We start from the raw sequence: 17,089 nt of genomic DNA, 5'->3' as shown, positions 1-17,089 counted from the left end.
TAGTAAGATTTTATATTAAGTTTATGGTAAATGATAATTTCTATTTTTATTTATGAAACTAATTTCTAAACTTTTATACTATGTTTAGTAAGGAATTTAAATGCTAGACTTTGACCGCATAAAAACATCAATGATTGTATTTGCTCTTGAAAAAGAATTAGGAAATTTAGTTCTGAGTAATGATTCTTCATTAATTGATTCTTCAGCTATTGATACTATTTCTGAGCGTGAAGAGTCCAAGAAGAGAAATAAGGTATTAGATGCCAAAATGTTAGTTAAGGCTAGTTACTTTGGAGAGCTTTTTGATTTTGCTATAAGTGTAAGCAAAGATAAATCTGTTCATGATTATTTAATAGAGTTAAAAAGTTTTTGTTTTGCAAATGATATTTTTGAAATACGTAATGCTGTTAGTCATTCTACAAAGGACTTTCATGTCAATTATTGGTATAGAGCCGCAGCGATTGCAACTCATCCTACAATAGAGAAGTTAAACTTTGAAATGTTACAAGAGGCTCTGTATTGCGCTGAAAATAATGAGTTAAAAGAGCCGCCAGAGGAGTGGTTGGAAAAGATTTGTTGGTCAATACCTAATAATCTACCTGAACAGTTTGAACATTCGATTACATCTCTTATTGGAAGAAGTAAAGAAAGTGAATTGTTAAAGGCAAAGATTAGATCTCCAAGGGCCGATTTTATCTCAATTATTGCCCCAGGAGGAATTGGAAAAACTGCATTAGTTCTTGATGTTTTGCAAGATATTAGTTTAAGCCCAGACTTTTCTGATGTAGTTGATGGAATATGTTTTGTCACATTGAAAAGAGTAAGTCTGACAGCCGATGGACTTGTATGTTTTGATGCAATTAAAACAATATCTGAAATCGAAAAGGAAATTGAAGATTACTTTATTGAGTATCATGGTGATGAATCTATTGTTTTTGAGGGTGTAAAAGAAAAATATAATGAAATGAAATTGATATTGTGCATTGATAACTTAGAAACTTTGCTAGTTGAAAGTCCTGAAACCTTTCAGCCATTTATTGATGGTTTACCACGAAATTGGAAAGTAATAGTAACAAGTAGAGTTACTGTTTATGATTCATCAAATATGCCTCTACCTGGTTTGACAGATGGGTTATGCTTTAATTTGGCTAGAGAGTACATGCTCAAGAGAGGGATAACACACAGCCATAAAGATGATATTAATACTTTAGTGAAAAATTCAAACAACAATCCATTGGCAATAAGATTGTCTATAGATTTGATTGGCAAGGGGTACTCAGTCCCAGATTCTATTTCACATACTAAAAGTGAAATTGTAAAATTTTCATATGATAATTTAATTGATAAGTTGTCACATGATTCGATAAGGATTTTAGAGTCTCTACTTGCTGGAGGGGCTTTATCTAGGAGGGATTTATCTAGCTTTCTTGAGTTGACTTCTGATGAATTGGCTGAATCAATTAAAGAATTAACTGCAACAACATTAATTTATAAAAGTAAATCTGATGAGGTATATAGTTTAAGTGACTCCATCCGAGAGTTATTGGTTCTAAATCCAAGGAATTTAGAGGTTAGGACGCAGTTGAATGAAAAAGTAAGACGTCGAAATATGGAGATTTCTCAAATAAGTAAAGAGCAGGAAGGGCTTAATATTGATAGGTTTGATGCTAATTATATACCAGATGATATCAGTCCTGAGTTAAAAATAGTCTCTAAAAAAGTTAACTCGTTATGTGCGAGTAAGAATATTTCAATAGAAAATGCTGCAGATATATTTAGCTCGCTTGATCGTTTTAATGAAATTGATAAAAATGCATTTTTCTTCTTCCAGCGTGGTCGTGTTTTTCAAATGGTTAGTGATTACCCCGGTGCGGTAAAAGCATATGAACGTTCAATCGTATTGTTCAAAAACCCAGTAGTTATGCTGCAGTTGGCTAAATTATATGGTTCTCAAAATGAGACGCCGAATGCATTGAAGTTATATGAGCAGTTAATTGAAGGTCGTTATGCTGAACTAGAAATCTCTTCAGCAAGATTTTCAAATGATGTTATATATGGGTATTTTATTTCTTTGCTATACTTAGGAGAGTATGAAGTTATTTTTGATAGGACTGAAGATATTGGTTCTCACAGGTATCGAGAGATGTTACTTCTTTTTCGTGCTGCAGCATTTAAGCGTAGTGTTGAGAATAAAGTTCATTTGGGAGGTGATGATTGTAAACAAAAGCTAACTAAAAGTATGGAGATTTTTTCCATTATTTTTAGAGAGTATGGTTATAAAAATAAGTCTTGTGTTGAATTCCGTAAACTTACAAGCGAACTTGCACAGTATTGCTTTTATAATTACTTTAAAGATTCTAAATTTGCGTCAAGTGTTACTAAATTTGTATCAGCCCATGCTCATCAAGTTATGACACAAATGGTTGCAGATTCAGATTTTTGTTATAAATTTAAGAGTGTAATTGGAACGTTGTATCGTCTTAAAATTGATGGTAATTTTTTTGATAGTGATTATTGGCATGAGTTATTAGATTGCTTTGTGAATGATAGTAAAGCCGTAAACAATGGATTTACAGTTGTTAAAGTTAGTTCAATACATGCTAGAGATTCTAGGAATTTTGTAATTTGTGTTGATAAAAATTCGGAAACATATTTAGTTCATAAAAAAACGTTAACTTCTGGAGCGTCAAGATGTTGGGAGCAAATTGATACCGGATTTCCATTGTGTATAAAACATCGACCAGATTTGAATGACTCGAGTAAAAAAATTGTTTACCAAACAGCATTGTTTTCTATTTAGTTTTGAAGTTTTTATTCGATAAAATGTATTTTCATCTTCAATAGTGCGGTAGTCAACTTCAGCTATGTTTTGTTTTTGCCTTAAATATGGCGAGAGATATAATACGCATAACTCTTTCAATACTAAAACTGTACTCTAATGTATAGAATTTCACCTATACTCTTGCGAAATTACTGATCGCGTGAGCGACGCATGGATGCCGAGTTAGCTATCGGACTCTCTGTTTAACGTCATGAGGATGTACCATCGGAAGCGTTAGCGATTTTCGAATAAGCACGAAGCCTGTCTTTTATGTGGTTAATATTTTAATTAATTAGCTCACAAAATATATGCTGCAACTGATGGGTACACCAGATAGGGCACTGTTGCACCAGTGACCTTCTAAAACACGGATGTTTTAGTAGAGCCTACAGGGATGTATGCACGGCGTGTCACTGGGGTAACAGTGCGAAAGCCTGCGGCAGGCAATGAGTTGCACATTACCTTGCAGCGATATGGTTGCTAGTTCGCAATGGAAAACGAACCAGCAACGTAGGGTGTGGGGTGAAGCCCCACGACTTTGATTTAAAAATTCAAACGAAGTTTGAATCAGCTTTTCAAACCGCGTTAGCGTAAGCTCGATCCTGATTATTCAGGATCATAGTCAAGCACTGGCGCTAGCCACTTCTCCGTCTCTGCAACAGTCATCCCCTTACGCTTCGCGTAATCCTCCACCTGATCGCGACCAATATTGGTCACGCCGAAGTAGCGGGATTTTGGGTGGGCAAAGTACCAGCCGGATACTGCGGCGGTGGGGAACATGGCGTAACTTTCGGTAATGTTTAAGTCGATGGTTTCATTCGGCTTTAACAGTTCCCACAACAGGCCTTTTTCGGTGTGATCCGGGCAAGCGGGGTAACCCGGTGCGGGGCGAATGCCTTTGTATTTCTCACGAATTAAGGCTTCGTTATCGAGCTGCTCATCGGCGGCATAACCCCAGAATTCCTTACGCACGCGCTCGTGCATCCGCTCGGCAAAGGCTTCGGCTAAACGGTCGGCTAAACACTTGAGCATAATGGCATTGTAGTCATCGTGGTTGGCCTCAAAGCGGGCGATATGCTCATCGATACCATGGCCTGCGGTCACGGCAAAGCCACCCATATAGTCGGCAACGCCGCTGTCTTTGGGCGCCACAAAGTCGGCCAGACAGAAGTTATCGTTACCCACACGCTCAAGCTGCATCCGCAGGTGATGGGTGGTCATTTCGACTTCGGTGCGAGTCTCGTCGGTATAGAGCTCAATATCATCGAAGCCGACGGTATTGGCGGGGAATAGCCCAATCACGCCCTTGGCGGTAAGCCATTTTTCATCGATGATTTTTTTAAGCATCGCCTGACCATCGGCGAACAGTTTCTGCGCCTCAACCCCCACTACCTTGTCGGTTAAGATCTCAGGGTAATGGCCGTGCAGCTCCCACGCGCGGAAAAACGGCGTCCAGTCGATACGGTCGACTAAATCAGTTAATGGATAGTCTTCAAATACTTGGCGACCCAGCACATTGGGCTTGAACGGGGTGTAGTTTGCCCAGTCGTGCTGGCAGCGATTTTCGCGGGCGGCTTCCAGCGAGACAATTTCTTTACGCTTGGTTTGCGATAAACGCTTAACGCGCATCTCTTCGTATTCGGCGTAGGTCTCATCGATAGTGGCTTGGCGAGTTTCATTGCTGACTAGCTTACTGACCATAGGCACGGCGCGCGAGGCGTCGGCAATGTAAATCGCGCCATGGGGATAATGGGGCGCAATCTTCACCGCGGTATGGATTTTCGAGCAGGTGGCGCCGCCGATAATCGCTGGAATGGTGAGGCCTTCACGGTGGAAGGTTTTCACATTGTGCACCATCTCATCGAGGCTTGGGGTGATAAGCCCAGACATTCCGATAATGTCGATATTGTGCTCTTTCACGGCCTCGAGAATGCGCTCCACCGACACCATCACGCCTAAATCGAACACCTCAAAGCCGTTACAGGCGAGCACCACGCCGACAATATTCTTGCCGATATCGTGCACATCGCCCTTAACCGTGACCATCAAGATTCTGCCGTTAGATTGGCCTTCGATTTTTTCCTTTTCAATAAACGGATTGAGGTAGGCCACGGCCTTTTTCATCACCCGCGCCGACTTCACCACCTGTGGCAGGAACATTTTACCCGAGCCAAACAGATCGCCGACGATATTCATACCGTCCATCAATGGGCCTTCAATCACATCCAGCGGACGGGAGGCGAGCTGACGAGCCGCTTCAGTATCTTCGTCGATAAATTCGGTGATGCCTTTGACCAGTGCATGGGCGAGACGTTGATTAACTGGCCATGAGCGCCATTCTAAGTCTTCCTTCTTGGCGGCACTTGAGCCATCGCCACGGAATTTTTCAGCAATCTCAAGCAATTGTTCGGTATTGTTTGAGCCTTCAACTGGGCAAGGCAGGTTGAGCACGACGTTCTCGACCTTATCCTTAAGCTCGGGGTCGATATCATCGTAAATCGCTAACTGGCCCGCGTTGACGATACCCATGTCCATGCCGACTTTAATCGCGTGGTACAGGAACACCGCATGAATCGCCTCACGCACTGGGTTGTTACCGCGGAAGGAGAACGATACGTTCGACACACCGCCCGAAATCATCGCGTGGGGCAGGGTGGCCTTAATTTCTTTAATGGCATCAATAAAATCGACGGCATAGTTATCGTGCTCATCGATACCCGTGGCAATGGCGAAGATATTCGGGTCGAAGATAATGTCTTCGGGCGGAAAGCCGACCTTATCGACCAGCACGCGGTAGGCGCGGGTACAGATCTCGACTTTACGCGCCTTAGTGTCGGCCTGACCTTGCTCGTCGAACGCCATAATAATCGCCGCGGCGCCGTAGCGTTTCACTAGGGTTGCCTGCTCGATAAACTTCTCTTCGCCTTCCTTCAAGGAGATAGAGTTGACGATTCCCTTGCCTTGAATACATTTGAGGCCTGCTTCAATCACTTCCCACTTAGAGGAGTCGATCATAATCGGCACACGGCTGATATCCGGCTCAGAGGCGATAAGATTTAAAAACTTATGCATCACCTCCACACCATCGAGCATGCCTTCGTCCATGTTGATGTCGATGATCTGCGCGCCGCTTTCTACCTGTTCACGGGCGACATCGAGCGCCTGTTCGAACTTGCCTTCTTTGATCAGCTTTAAAAACTTAGCTGAGCCGGTGACGTTGGTACGTTCACCCACGTTCACAAATAGGGTTTGGGCATCGATAGTGAGCGGTTCCAAACCGGATAAACGGCAGGCGACGGGGATCTCGGGTAATACCCGTGGCGCAAACGGCTCCACGGCTTCGCGAATGACCTTAATATGCTCGGGCGTGCTACCACAGCAGCCGCCGATAATGTTGAGCATGCCTTCACGGGCCCATTCTTGGATAACGCTCGCCATATCTTCTGGGGTTTCATCGTAACCGCCAAACTCGTTTGGCAGACCCGCGTTAGGGTGCGCCGAGACATAACATTCGGCGATGCGTGACAGTTCTTCGACGTAGGGGCGCAGCTCCTTAGGGCCGAGGGCGCAGTTAAGGCCGATGGATAAGGGCTTGATATGGCGAAGGGAGTTATAAAAGGCTTCGGTGGTTTGTCCGGTCAGGGTTCGGCCCGAGGCATCGGTAATAGTGCCTGAGATCATCACGGGCAAACGTGCTGGCGAATTTGGCCCAAAGAGTTCATCGAACACGGTTTCGATGGCAAATAAGGCGGCCTTAGCGTTTAAGGTATCGAAGATGGTCTCGACCATAATGATATCGGCGCCACCCTCAATTAAGGCGCGGGTCGATTCGCAGTAAGCGGTCACTAACTCATCGAAGTGGATATTGCGATATCCGGGATCGTTAACATCGGGACTGATAGAGCAAGTACGGTTAGTGGGCCCTAACACACCGGCAACATAACGGGGTTTCCCCGTGGCCTTTTCGATTTCATCACAGGCCTCACGGGCGAGGCGCGCACCTTCACGGTTAATTTCGGCGGACAGCGACTGCATGTCGTAGTCGGCCATGGCGATAGTGGTGGCGTTAAAGGTGTTGGTTTCAATAATATCGGCACCGGCTAATAGGTAGTCGGTGTGAATTTGTTTGATGATGTGCGGCTGCGTGAGTACTAAAAGATCGTTATTGCCCTTAACGTCGGTATGCCAATCCTTGAAACGCTCGCCACGGTAATCGGCTTCTTCCAGCTTGTAGCCTTGGATCATAGTGCCCATGGCGCCGTCTAAAATCAGAATGCGCTTTGACAACTGGTTGCGAATGTCTGCCAGTGTTTGGCTGGCTCGATGGAGAGATATCGCCATAAAATGATTACCTTTACTACAGCTAAGTTGAGTCCAAAGTACGCAATCGGGTGACAAATTGCATTTAATTATTGAATGTCGTTCGTTATGTTTTGGACATTTATACGTATAGACGTCCATAATACGCGACATCGGATTGTCAGGGCAAGGCTAAAGTTGGTATAGCATAGGCGAGATAACCCAGATAAAAACGATAAAAGGAAAGATCAGATGAAGCAGCTCAGGTTATTACTGTTACGCCATGGAGAATGCGAGGGCGGGGCGATTTTACGGGGCCGAGTGGATGTGCCACTGAGCGACAAAGGCTGGCGGCAGATGTCGGCGGCGGTGGAGGCGCAGGCGACTGTGTGCCACGGCATTTATAGCTCGACCTCAAGGCGCTGCGCCGAGTTTGCCAAGGCCTTTGCGGCTGAGCTGCATTCGAGTGCGTCCGTGGGTAGGAGTTTAGATGCGCCCGCGCCTTTGCCGCTGAAGGTCAACCTGCTGGAGGAGTTACAGGAAATAGCCTTCGGCGATTGGGATGGTTGCCTGCTTGATGACTTATATCAACGCGATGGCGAGCGGATGGCGGCCTATTGGCAGAATCCCTGGGAGGTGACGCCGCCCAATGGTGAAGCCATGGCAAGTTTCGAAGCCCGTATCGATGGTGCGATAGCACAGATCCTCGATAAAGAGTTTGCCCTGCTGGCGATGGATGATGAACAGGCCCACGGGGAGTTTAATGCCAATGCACCCGCGGCCAATATCTGGGTGGTGACCCACGGCGGGGTTATTCGCCACTTGATGTCAAGGGCGCTTGGGGCGGTGAAAACCTTAGGTTTTTACAGTCAGCTAGCCTTACCCGTGGCGGCGGTGGTAACGATTAATGTCCTCGAGGATGAGCAAGGTAAAAGATACTGGCGGTTGGACTGGCCCTCGGGCCACTGTGAGTAGCTTGAACGCATCTGCCATGGGTATGATGAAAATTTTCTGATTTAAACAGCATTGCCTAATGAGCAAGATATAGGATAATGCTTTTCCCTGACGTTTGAGCCAGATAACGAACCCAGTACGTTAAGTTCAAAGGTCGCAGAAATAGGTGTTAGGAATTTTGTGCGATTGAGTACTATTGCTTAAAGGCAACAGTATTTAAGCGCGCCGGATAACCCAAACATAATAGGGAATCGGGGAGCTGCCCGTCAGTAGCCCGAACTGTACCCGCAACTGTGAGTAGTCGAAGCGTTTTGCTTCTTACCTACGAGTCAGGATACCTGCCTATTTCTGTTTTCGCTGCGTGCAGCCTTAGTTCTCGAGCGGGTAACTCGAGGGAGCAGAAGATGATATTAATGAGTTTCGCCCTGTTGGCCCAAGCGGCGGCAGGCACAAATAACACCAATCAATATCCATGTGGGAGCAATCGTTAGTGATGCCTTCCACATCGAGTCTTGCGCCCTTAGCGCCCGCTGCGACTTCCGCTAATATGGCACTTCAAGTGAGCCAATTGAGCTGGGCGATTGAGGGAAAAACCATTCTCTCGGAGATAAGCTTTGCCCTGCAGAAGGGGGAAATGCTCGGGCTGATTGGCCCCAATGGCGCGGGTAAATCCAGTTTGCTGCGCTGTTTATACCGCTTTATTCGCCCTGCTAAAGGGCATATCAGCCTGTTTTCGCAGGACATTAGCGAGCTGTCGCCCAAGGCGTTTGCCTGTAAAGTGGCGGTGGTGCAGCAGGATACGCCGCAATATTTCGATATGACCACAGAGCAATTGGTTGCCATGGGACTCACGCCCCATAAGGGGATGTTTGATAGCCATTCCAGCGAAGACAGTGACAAGATTGCCAAGGCGCTGGACAAGGTCGGCCTGAGCCATAAAGTGCATCAGCAATACGATCGATTATCGGGCGGTGAGAAACAGCGCGCCCTGATCGCCCGCGCCATAGTGCAGCAGCCGCAGTTATTGATTTTAGATGAGCCGACAAACCACCTCGATATCCGCTATCAAATTCAAATCTTAGAGCTAGTGCGAAGCCTTGGGATCAGTGTGGTTACCTCTATTCACGATCTCAACTTGGCCAGCGCCCTGTGTGATAGCTTACTGCTGCTGGACAAGGGGCAGGTGAGTGCCATGGGCACGCCGACTGAGGTCTTAACCGAAGAACGTATCGCCGAAGTGTTTGGGGTTTGCGCCCAAGTCATGCCCCATCCACAGCATGGTAACCCCTTGATTAATTACTTTTATGGTTATCAAAAGCCTAAGAGCGATACTGCGGACGCGGCGAGTGACTCCCATGCAGTTTCGGCTCAAGCGTTACCTCCTATGGCCTGCACCTGTCATACCTCCGGGGCACCAAGCGCGGCCTTGCACAAGCATAGCGTTGAACCCACGCCATGATAGACACTCTCAAATTGGTGACCATGAATTTTTTTAGCCACATTTTTACGCCGCTCACCCGCCAGCAATGGCTGATTTTAGGCTTGGCGGGCTTTGCCCTGCTCACCCCCATCGCTGCCGCGAGTTTTGGCGCGGCAAACATTAGCTTTTTAGATGTGCTGCATGTGTTTATCAATAAATTCAATCACCTTTTTGCCAGTGATGTCGAAGTCAGCACGGCCAGCATGACCGAACGGATTGTGATGGAGCTGCGACTGCCACGGATTTTACTCGCCTTTGTGGCGGGGGCTGGGCTGTCCTTGGCGGGGAGCGTGCTGCAAACCGTGACCCGTAACCCCCTTGCCGATCCTTATCTGTTCGGCATTAGCTCTGGCGCTTCGTTTGGTGCCGTGGTCATGCTGACGCTATTCACAGGTTCTGGCCTGTTTGGCAATGCGGGCGCAATAGCCAGTTCGGGGATTTTTAGCGGTTCGGGCAGCTTTGCGGGGCTGCTCTGGTTGAGCTTGCCCTTCGGCGCCTTTATTGGTGCCAGTCTGTCGGTGTTAATCGTGCTGGCGTTAGCTGGGTTAGGCCTTAAGAGCCAGGTAGAGCGGATGTTGCTCTCTGGCGTGGCAACCTCCTTTATGTTTGGCGCGTTAACCAGTTTACTGCTGTACTTTGCCAGCCCGCAGGCTACCGCATCGGTATTGTTTTGGAGTCTAGGCAGTTTTGCTAAGGCCAGTTGGTCGCTGTTGGTGCTGCCGTCCTTAGTGGTGCTGGTGAGCTTTTTGATTATTCTCGGTTGGAAGCGCCAAATCATGGCGTTGCAGGCGGGGGATGAAACGGCCCACACCTTAGGGGTGAATGTGCCTAAGCTGCGTCTCAATATGCTGCTGCTCTGCTCGCTTATCACCGCCATTTTAGTGGCGACCTGTGGCGGCATTGGTTTTGTCGGCTTGATGATCCCGCACACAGTACGTTTGTTATTCCCCGGTCGTCAGCCCATCTTATTGACGGCGCTAGTGGGCGGCCTGTTTATGGTGTGGATTGATGTGCTCGCCCGATGTTTGCTTGGCAATCAGGAATTACCCGTAGGGATTATCACCGCCGCGATTGGTAGCTTCTTCTTTTTGCTGATTTTACGTCGGCGCAAGCTATCGAACTAGTTGTTTGCATGCTGATGTTGATAAGCAATTGTTCGATAAGTGATTGTTGAAAGAGAAATTGCCCAACTCGGATGAGCCAAATTCGTACTTAGTGCGTATAGCAAATCGCTGCCGAATGCGTCGTAGTGGTTGTTCTAGAATGTAGTGGCGAACGCATCCTTGCGAACAAATCGTTGCGAACAAATTGTTGCGAACGAATCGTTGTAAATGAATAGTCGCGAGCGTATTAGCCAATAAGTTATGAGTAGCGGCTCCACTTAGGGAGCCTAAATTGCCACTGGAGCGTGAATGTCTCAATCTGCCCTGTTATTTCAAATCGAGCCTGCGAGTCGAGCGCAGGATCAGTTTATTCAACAAAAGATCGATCTGAAGACTAAGCCGCCGGGCGCTTTGGGGTTGTTAGAACCTTTGGCGCTGCAAATTGCCCGCATTCAAGGGCCGCAGCAATTACAGATAGTTAACCCAACCATGTTAGTGTTTGCTGGGGATCATGGGATTGCCGCCGAAGGCGTGTCGATAGCCCCGAGCGAAGTCACGCGGCAAATGGTGCAAAATTTTGCCCATGGCGGCGCAGCTATCAATGTGTTTTGTCGCCAATTAGGCTTCAATCTCGAAGTGATTGATTGCGGTATTTTAACCCCGGTTGAGGGGGGCGAAGGCATTATCGACCAACGCCTTGGTGCGGGCACTGGCGCAATTCATTTAGAGCCAGCGATGAGTTTAGCCTGTGTGGACAAGGGCTTTGCCATGGCGCAGGCGTTGATCGAGCGCCACCATCAAACGGGTTGTAACTTGGTCGCCTTTGGCGAGATGGGGATAGGTAACACCTCTTCCGCTGCGGCGATTATGGCGGCCATCATGCAACTCGATGTGGCCGACTGTGTTGGCCGAGGCACGGGGATCAGTAGCGAAACCTTAGAGCGTAAACAGATGCTTATCGAACTCGCACTGCTGTTACATCAAAGTGCGATGACAGGGCCTAAGCAAGTGCTGGCCTGTTTGGGCGGCTTTGAAATTGTGCAGATGACGGGGGCCATGCTCGCCGCCGCCGAGCGTAAGATGCTGGTCGTGGTGGATGGTTTTATTGCAACCGCAGCGGCTTTGGTTGCCGTGAGTATCAATGCCCATGTGCGGGATTATTTGATTTTTGCCCACCGCTCCGAGGAGCAAGGTCATCAGCGGATGTTGGAACATTTAAAGGCTAAACCTTTGTTATCTTTAGGGCTGAGATTAGGCGAAGGCACGGGCGCTGCCTTGGCATTGCCGTTAATTCAAGCCGCAGTAAATTTTTACAATCAAATGGCGAGTTTTAGTGATGCTGGGATTGAGGCTGTTGTATGATGTGCCCTGCTAAGTGTCTTATTTAAAATAATAACTTTTAGCTAACCGTTTTAATCTTAAACCTTGCAGCAAGTGTTAATTCACTAAGGATGCTTTATGTCAGAACGCGAAAGCTGGCACAAAGAGATAGATTTGTTTTTAGTGGCTATGGGCTATTTTACCCGCATTCCTATGCCCAAATGGGTTGAGGTCGATGCCGACAAGCTCAATAAAGCCAGCCGTTACTTTGGGTTAGTGGGCCTGCTGGTGGGGCTACTCAGTGCCATCGTGTTTTGGCTTACCCAAAACTGGTTGCCCGCCGGCGTGTCCGTACTGCTGTCGATGGTCACAGGTGTGCTGCTCACGGGCGGTTTTCACGAGGACGGTTTAGCCGATACCTTCGATGGTTTCGGTGGCGGTTGGACGGCGGAAGACAAGCTGCGGATCATGAAAGACTCTCGCCTAGGGAGCTACGGCGCCTTGGCTTTGATGCTTGTGCTGATGCTCAAGTGGCAATTATTAGTGGAACTCGCGCTTTATGATCCTGTGGTTGCTGGCTCGGCGATGATAGTCGCCCACACAGTGAGCCGCGTCGTTGCCGCCAGCCTTATCTTTACCGAGAAATATGTGCGCGATGATGAATCCAGTAAATCCAAGCCGTTAGCGCAGCATCAAGGTATTAATGAACTGTTTATTTTGATCGCCAGCGGTGTGTTAGTGCTGTTAGTGCTTAAGGGCATTGCCGCGTTGTCGTTGTTACTGGTGATGATAGGCCTACGTCGTTTGATTGTGGTGATCTTTAGACGCCAAATCGGTGGCTACACGGGGGATACCTTAGGCGCAGCGCAGCAGATCTGCGAAATCGTCTGTTACTTCGTGCTGCTCGTTGTGGGTAGCATACTGTGATCCATTTAGTGCTAGGCGGCGCGCGTAGCGGTAAGAGCCGCTACGGCGAAGCCTTAGTGCGCCAGTATACCGCCCTCGGATTCGATGCCTGCTATTTGGCGACTGCACAGGCGCTCGATGCCGAAATGAGCCGTCGCATTCGTTTACATCAGGATGGACGTGCCAAGGATGATATCGACTGGCAACTCGTCGAAGAACCCCTGGCATTAACCGCCAAGCTCAAACAATTAGCCAAACCCGGCCGAGTGATTCTGGTAGATTGTTTAACGCTTTGGCTCACCAATCAATTACTTGCACAGAGCCCCGAGGCCGAGCCCGCTTCAACGGAATCGGACTTTGCCTTGGATTTTGCCCGCTCTCGCCATGAGCCTTTAGAACACTGGCGGCAACAACGCGCCGATTTTATCCAGACCTTAAGCACCCTTGAGGGCGTGGTGATTTTAATCAGCAATGAGGTCGGCTCTGGCATTGTGCCCTTGGGCGAATTGAGTCGTCAGTTTGTCGATGAAGCGGGTTGGTTAAATCAGGCCGTTGCCGAGGTGGCGGATAATGTGACCTTAGTGGTGGCGGGTCTGCCACTGGTGCTTAAATCCAGCTAAGACAAACTGTTATCGACGCATTCTTAGTGAGGGAGCGAACCGTTTCCCCGTTAGTTTATTTTCCTCTGTTGAGTGATGTTCTTGCCCATGAATTCAAATAACGCCTCCAACTCCACTTCGGCCTTGTCGCAAAACCAGTTTCAAGGTGTTGCAAGTCAAAGCGAAGCTCAGCATTCAGGTGCAAAAGTGCTTATGGTGCAGGGGACAACCTCGGATGCGGGCAAAAGTACGCTGGTGGCGGGGATTTGTCGATTACTCGCTAGGCAGGGCGTGAAGGTCGCGCCTTTTAAACCGCAGAATATGGCGCTCAATAGCGCAGTGACCATTGATGGTGGTGAGATTGGCCGCGCGCAGGCACTGCAAGCCGCAGCCTGTTTTCTCGCGCCGCACACGGATTTTAATCCCATCCTGCTTAAGCCAAGTTCGGACACGGGCGCGCAGATCATCGTCCACGGCAAAGCCTTAACCACCCTAGAGGCCTCGGCCTTTTTCGGTGAAAAATCTAAGGATTATAAAGCCATGGCGTTAAATGCCGTGCTGGAATCCTTTGCGCGTTTAGGCCAGCAATACCAAACGATTGTGGTTGAAGGGGCGGGAAGCCCAGCGGAAATCAATCTGCGTGAAGGGGATATCGCCAATATGGGCTTTGCCGAGGCGGTCGACTGCCCGGTGATCATCATTGCCGACATCGATAAAGGCGGGGTATTTGCCCATTTGGTTGGCACCTTGGCGCTGCTGTCGCCCTCCGAGCAGGCTAGGGTAAAAGGCTTTGTGATCAATCGCTTTCGTGGCGATATCAGCCTGTTGCAGTCTGGTCTCGATTGGCTCGAGAATCATACGCAAAAGCCCGTGTTGGGGGTGTTACCCTATTTGCATGATTTGCATTTAGACGCCGAGGATGCACTTATAGAGTCGCCCACTAAGCAGACCAAAAGCCGTTTTAAGGTGCGGGTATTAGTGTATCCCCGCACCAGTAATCACACGGATTTTGACCCACTTAGGCTGCACCCCGATATCGATTTTGATTATGTGTCGCTCCAGACTCAGGCTTTGGCACAGACTCCGGAGATTGCCGCCGATCTGCTGATTTTACCCGGCAGTAAGAATGTTCGAGCGGACTTGGCTTTTTTGCGCGAGCAGGGTTGGGATAAGCAGATTGCTAAGCATTTGCGCTACGGCGGTAAGCTGCTGGGGATTTGCGGCGGCTATCAAATGTTGGGTGAACGCATTGCCGATCCCATGGGGATCGAAGACACACTTGGCGTGAGCCTAGGGCTGGGATATTTACCCATTGCCACCGAATTTAAGGCTGAAAAACAGCTACGTAGGGTCACAGGCCATTTAGCGCTGCTAGGGCAACAAGTGGAGGTGAAGGGCTATGAGATCCACTGCGGTGAGTCCCAATATCTTGCTCCCCATTACTTTGAACACCAATGTCTTGATCTCAGCGCTGCGGTAAAGTCTGCCTCACTATGGTTGAAAGCTGAGAATAGCCAGCAGGTTAACCCCTTTGCCGATGGCTGTTTAAGTGACGACGGGCAAGTGCTCGGCAGCTATTTACATGGGCTATTCGACAGCCCTGAGGCCTGCCAGCTCGTCCTTCATTGGGCTGGGCTGGAGAATGCTCAAACGATTGATATCAATGAAATTCGCGAACAACAGCTGGACCGTTTGGCCTATGTATTAGCCGAGCACCTCGATATGCAAAAACTCGCGTCCATTATAAATGCATAAGTGTTAGCAGTAGGATAAACAGAAGATCATGACAGCAGAGAACGAAAAACAGCTCGATACCGAACAAGCTCAAATCAAAGCCGAACGCCATAAGGCGCGCCAGCAAAAAGTGAAGGCAGGTGTGGACGCTAAAATTGCCGCCGCCCAAGAAGAAAAAGGCATTCTGCTGGTGCTGACCGGCAATGGCAAAGGCAAGTCGACCTCTGGTTTTGGTACGGTTGCCCGCGCGGTGGGGCACGGTAAAAAAGCCGCGGTAGTGCAATTTATCAAGGGCACATGGGAATGCGGTGAGCGTAATCTGCTTGAAGGTGCGGGCGTGGCCTTTCATGTGATGGGCACCGGATTTACCTGGGAAACCCAAGACAGAGAAAAGGACACTGCCGCCGCTCTGGTCGCTTGGGAAGCCGCCGAAGCCTTACTCCAAGACGAGAGCATTGATTGCCTAATGCTCGATGAGCTGACCTATATGGTGAGTTACCATTACCTCGATGTGGAGCGGGTGCTCACGGCGCTGAAAAACCGTCCGCCGATGCAGCATGTGATTATCACTGGCCGCGCTTGCCACCGCGCGATTATCGAACTGGCGGATACGGTTAGCGAAGTGCAGCCGATTAAACATGCCTTCGAAGCAGGCATTAAAGCGCAGCCGGGATTCGACTATTAAACAGCGCGGCTTAGGCGGATTGGTTACACCGCGATCCGCCCTTTAAACCCCATTAGGGCTGTTGTTCCTCGGTAAAATCCGTTAGCGTTTTATCTTTAGCCGTTAGCGTGAGTAGCATGGGTAACTCAAGGATGATGCGATGAATAAACGTATTGTGATTTGTGCAGACGGAACTTGGAATCGGCCAGAGAAAGACCTTAAGGTGGATTTTCCCACTAATGTGCTGCGTCTGGCGCGGGCCATCAGCCCGATGGCGGCCGATGGAAAACCCCAGCAGGTGTTTTACGACTGGGGCGTTGGTTCTTATTACGATCAAGCCATTGGCGGCGCGACGGGGCGTGGACTACACAAAAATATCATGGATGGTTATCGCTATTTAGTGCAGAACTATTCCCCCGGTGATGAGATCTATCTTTTTGGCTTTAGCCGAGGCGCTTACACAGTGCGCTGTTTATGTGGCCTTATCAATAATTGCGGCATCCTCAAGCGTCCCGATGCGAGGCTTATTCAACAAGCCTTTGACCACTATAAAAAAAGCAGCGCGCCCTTTGCCCCAAGTGGCGATAAATCCGTCGAATTTAGACAACAGCACAGCCACGAATCGCGGGAGATTAAGTTTGTCGGCGTGTGGGATACGGTGGGCGCCATGGGGATCCCGATTTCGTTTCTCGGCTTGTTCGAAGATAAAGACGAGTTTTACGACACTAAGATTGGCCGTAATGTGCGGGTTGCCCGCCATGCCTTGGCAATAGACGAACACCGCAGCGACTTTGAACCTACGATTTGGCAAGTGCGCGACAATATGGATATGCAGCAGGTCTGGTTTGCCGGCGCCCATAGCAATATTGGCGGCAGCTATCTACCGGATAAGGATGGCTCGCTATTGTCGGATAATGCGCTCGCGTGGATGATGGCCGAGGCCGAGCGGTTTAATTTGAGCTTAGAGCCGCACCTAGCGGCGAGTTTGCATCCCAATCCTTTGGCGACTTTACACGACTCGCGCCGCAGTTTTTACCGAATTAAGCAATCCTATTTGCGCCCAATTGATCCTAACGTCGCGCCCGTGTTGCTGCACCGCTCGGTGAAAATCCGCTGGGAGCAAGACCCTAAATATCGGCCTAAGAATCTGCAGACCTACCTTGAGCAGTACGGCTGGCCAGAAGAATTCATCGATTAAATATAAGGAAT

Annotated in this window: 11 protein-coding genes and 1 riboswitch; of the genes, 10 read left to right on the top strand and 1 reads right to left on the bottom strand. The window is 48.6% G+C overall.

What is annotated here, in order from left to right:
- Positions 1-100 precede the first annotated feature (100 nt).
- Positions 101-2,800 carry a hypothetical protein gene (locus tag L2713_RS07705; RefSeq protein WP_248967491.1) on the top strand — a complete coding sequence of 900 codons (2,700 nt, stop codon included), beginning with the start codon at positions 101-103 and terminating at the stop codon, positions 2,798-2,800.
- 627 nt (positions 2,801-3,427) lie between these two features.
- Here the strand turns inward: L2713_RS07705 and metH are convergent.
- Positions 3,428-7,162, bottom strand: coding sequence for a methionine synthase (metH, locus tag L2713_RS07700; protein WP_248967490.1), 3,735 nt, complete (start codon positions 7,160-7,162; stop codon positions 3,428-3,430).
- Positions 7,163-7,372: 210 nt separating this feature from the next.
- Here metH and L2713_RS07695 point away from each other — a divergent pair, with 210 nt between their 5' ends.
- The 9 genes from L2713_RS07695 (at position 7,373) to L2713_RS07655 (ending at position 17,078) form a co-directional block, all read left to right on the top strand.
- Positions 7,373-8,095 carry a histidine phosphatase family protein gene (locus L2713_RS07695; RefSeq protein ID WP_248967489.1) on the top strand — a complete coding sequence of 241 codons (723 nt, stop codon included), beginning with the start codon at positions 7,373-7,375 and terminating at the stop codon, positions 8,093-8,095.
- Positions 8,096-8,275: 180 nt separating this feature from the next.
- A riboswitch (cobalamin riboswitch) is annotated at positions 8,276-8,434 on the top strand.
- Positions 8,435-8,567: 133 nt separating this feature from the next.
- Complete coding sequence (locus L2713_RS07690) at positions 8,568-9,533, top strand: ABC transporter ATP-binding protein (RefSeq protein ID WP_248967592.1); 966 nt, start codon at positions 8,568-8,570, stop codon at positions 9,531-9,533.
- A complete protein-coding gene (locus L2713_RS07685) occupies positions 9,530-10,678 on the top strand; it encodes a FecCD family ABC transporter permease (RefSeq protein ID WP_248967488.1) in 1,149 nt (382 codons plus the stop codon). Before L2713_RS07690 ends, L2713_RS07685 begins: the two co-directional genes overlap by 4 nt.
- Before the next feature lie 288 nt (positions 10,679-10,966).
- Positions 10,967-12,019: a nicotinate-nucleotide--dimethylbenzimidazole phosphoribosyltransferase gene (gene cobT / locus L2713_RS07680; protein WP_248967487.1), complete on the top strand. Its 1,053-nt coding sequence runs from the start codon at positions 10,967-10,969 to the stop codon at positions 12,017-12,019.
- Positions 12,020-12,115: 96 nt separating this feature from the next.
- Positions 12,116-12,904, top strand: a complete 789-nt coding sequence (locus tag L2713_RS07675) for an adenosylcobinamide-GDP ribazoletransferase (RefSeq protein ID WP_011621638.1) — start codon at positions 12,116-12,118, stop codon at positions 12,902-12,904.
- On the top strand, positions 12,901-13,503 hold the full coding sequence (gene cobU / locus L2713_RS07670; protein ID WP_248967486.1) for a bifunctional adenosylcobinamide kinase/adenosylcobinamide-phosphate guanylyltransferase: 603 nt from the start codon (positions 12,901-12,903) through the stop codon (positions 13,501-13,503). Before L2713_RS07675 ends, cobU begins: the two co-directional genes overlap by 4 nt.
- Before the next feature lie 87 nt (positions 13,504-13,590).
- Complete coding sequence (locus L2713_RS07665; protein ID WP_380823606.1) at positions 13,591-15,237, top strand: cobyric acid synthase; 1,647 nt, start codon at positions 13,591-13,593, stop codon at positions 15,235-15,237.
- A 28-nt stretch (positions 15,238-15,265) separates the two neighbouring features.
- On the top strand, positions 15,266-15,901 hold the full coding sequence (gene cobO / locus L2713_RS07660) for a cob(I)yrinic acid a,c-diamide adenosyltransferase (RefSeq protein WP_248967485.1): 636 nt from the start codon (positions 15,266-15,268) through the stop codon (positions 15,899-15,901).
- 139 nt (positions 15,902-16,040) lie between these two features.
- Positions 16,041-17,078: a T6SS phospholipase effector Tle1-like catalytic domain-containing protein gene (locus L2713_RS07655; RefSeq protein WP_248967484.1), complete on the top strand. Its 1,038-nt coding sequence runs from the start codon at positions 16,041-16,043 to the stop codon at positions 17,076-17,078.
- Positions 17,079-17,089 lie beyond the last annotated feature (11 nt).

It is taken from the genome of Shewanella seohaensis, from assembly GCF_023283775.1.
GTDB classification, from domain to species: Bacteria; Pseudomonadota; Gammaproteobacteria; order Enterobacterales; family Shewanellaceae; genus Shewanella; species Shewanella seohaensis.
Note: the sequence above shows the minus strand (reverse complement) of the source record. Positions and strands in the feature narration are given on the sequence as shown.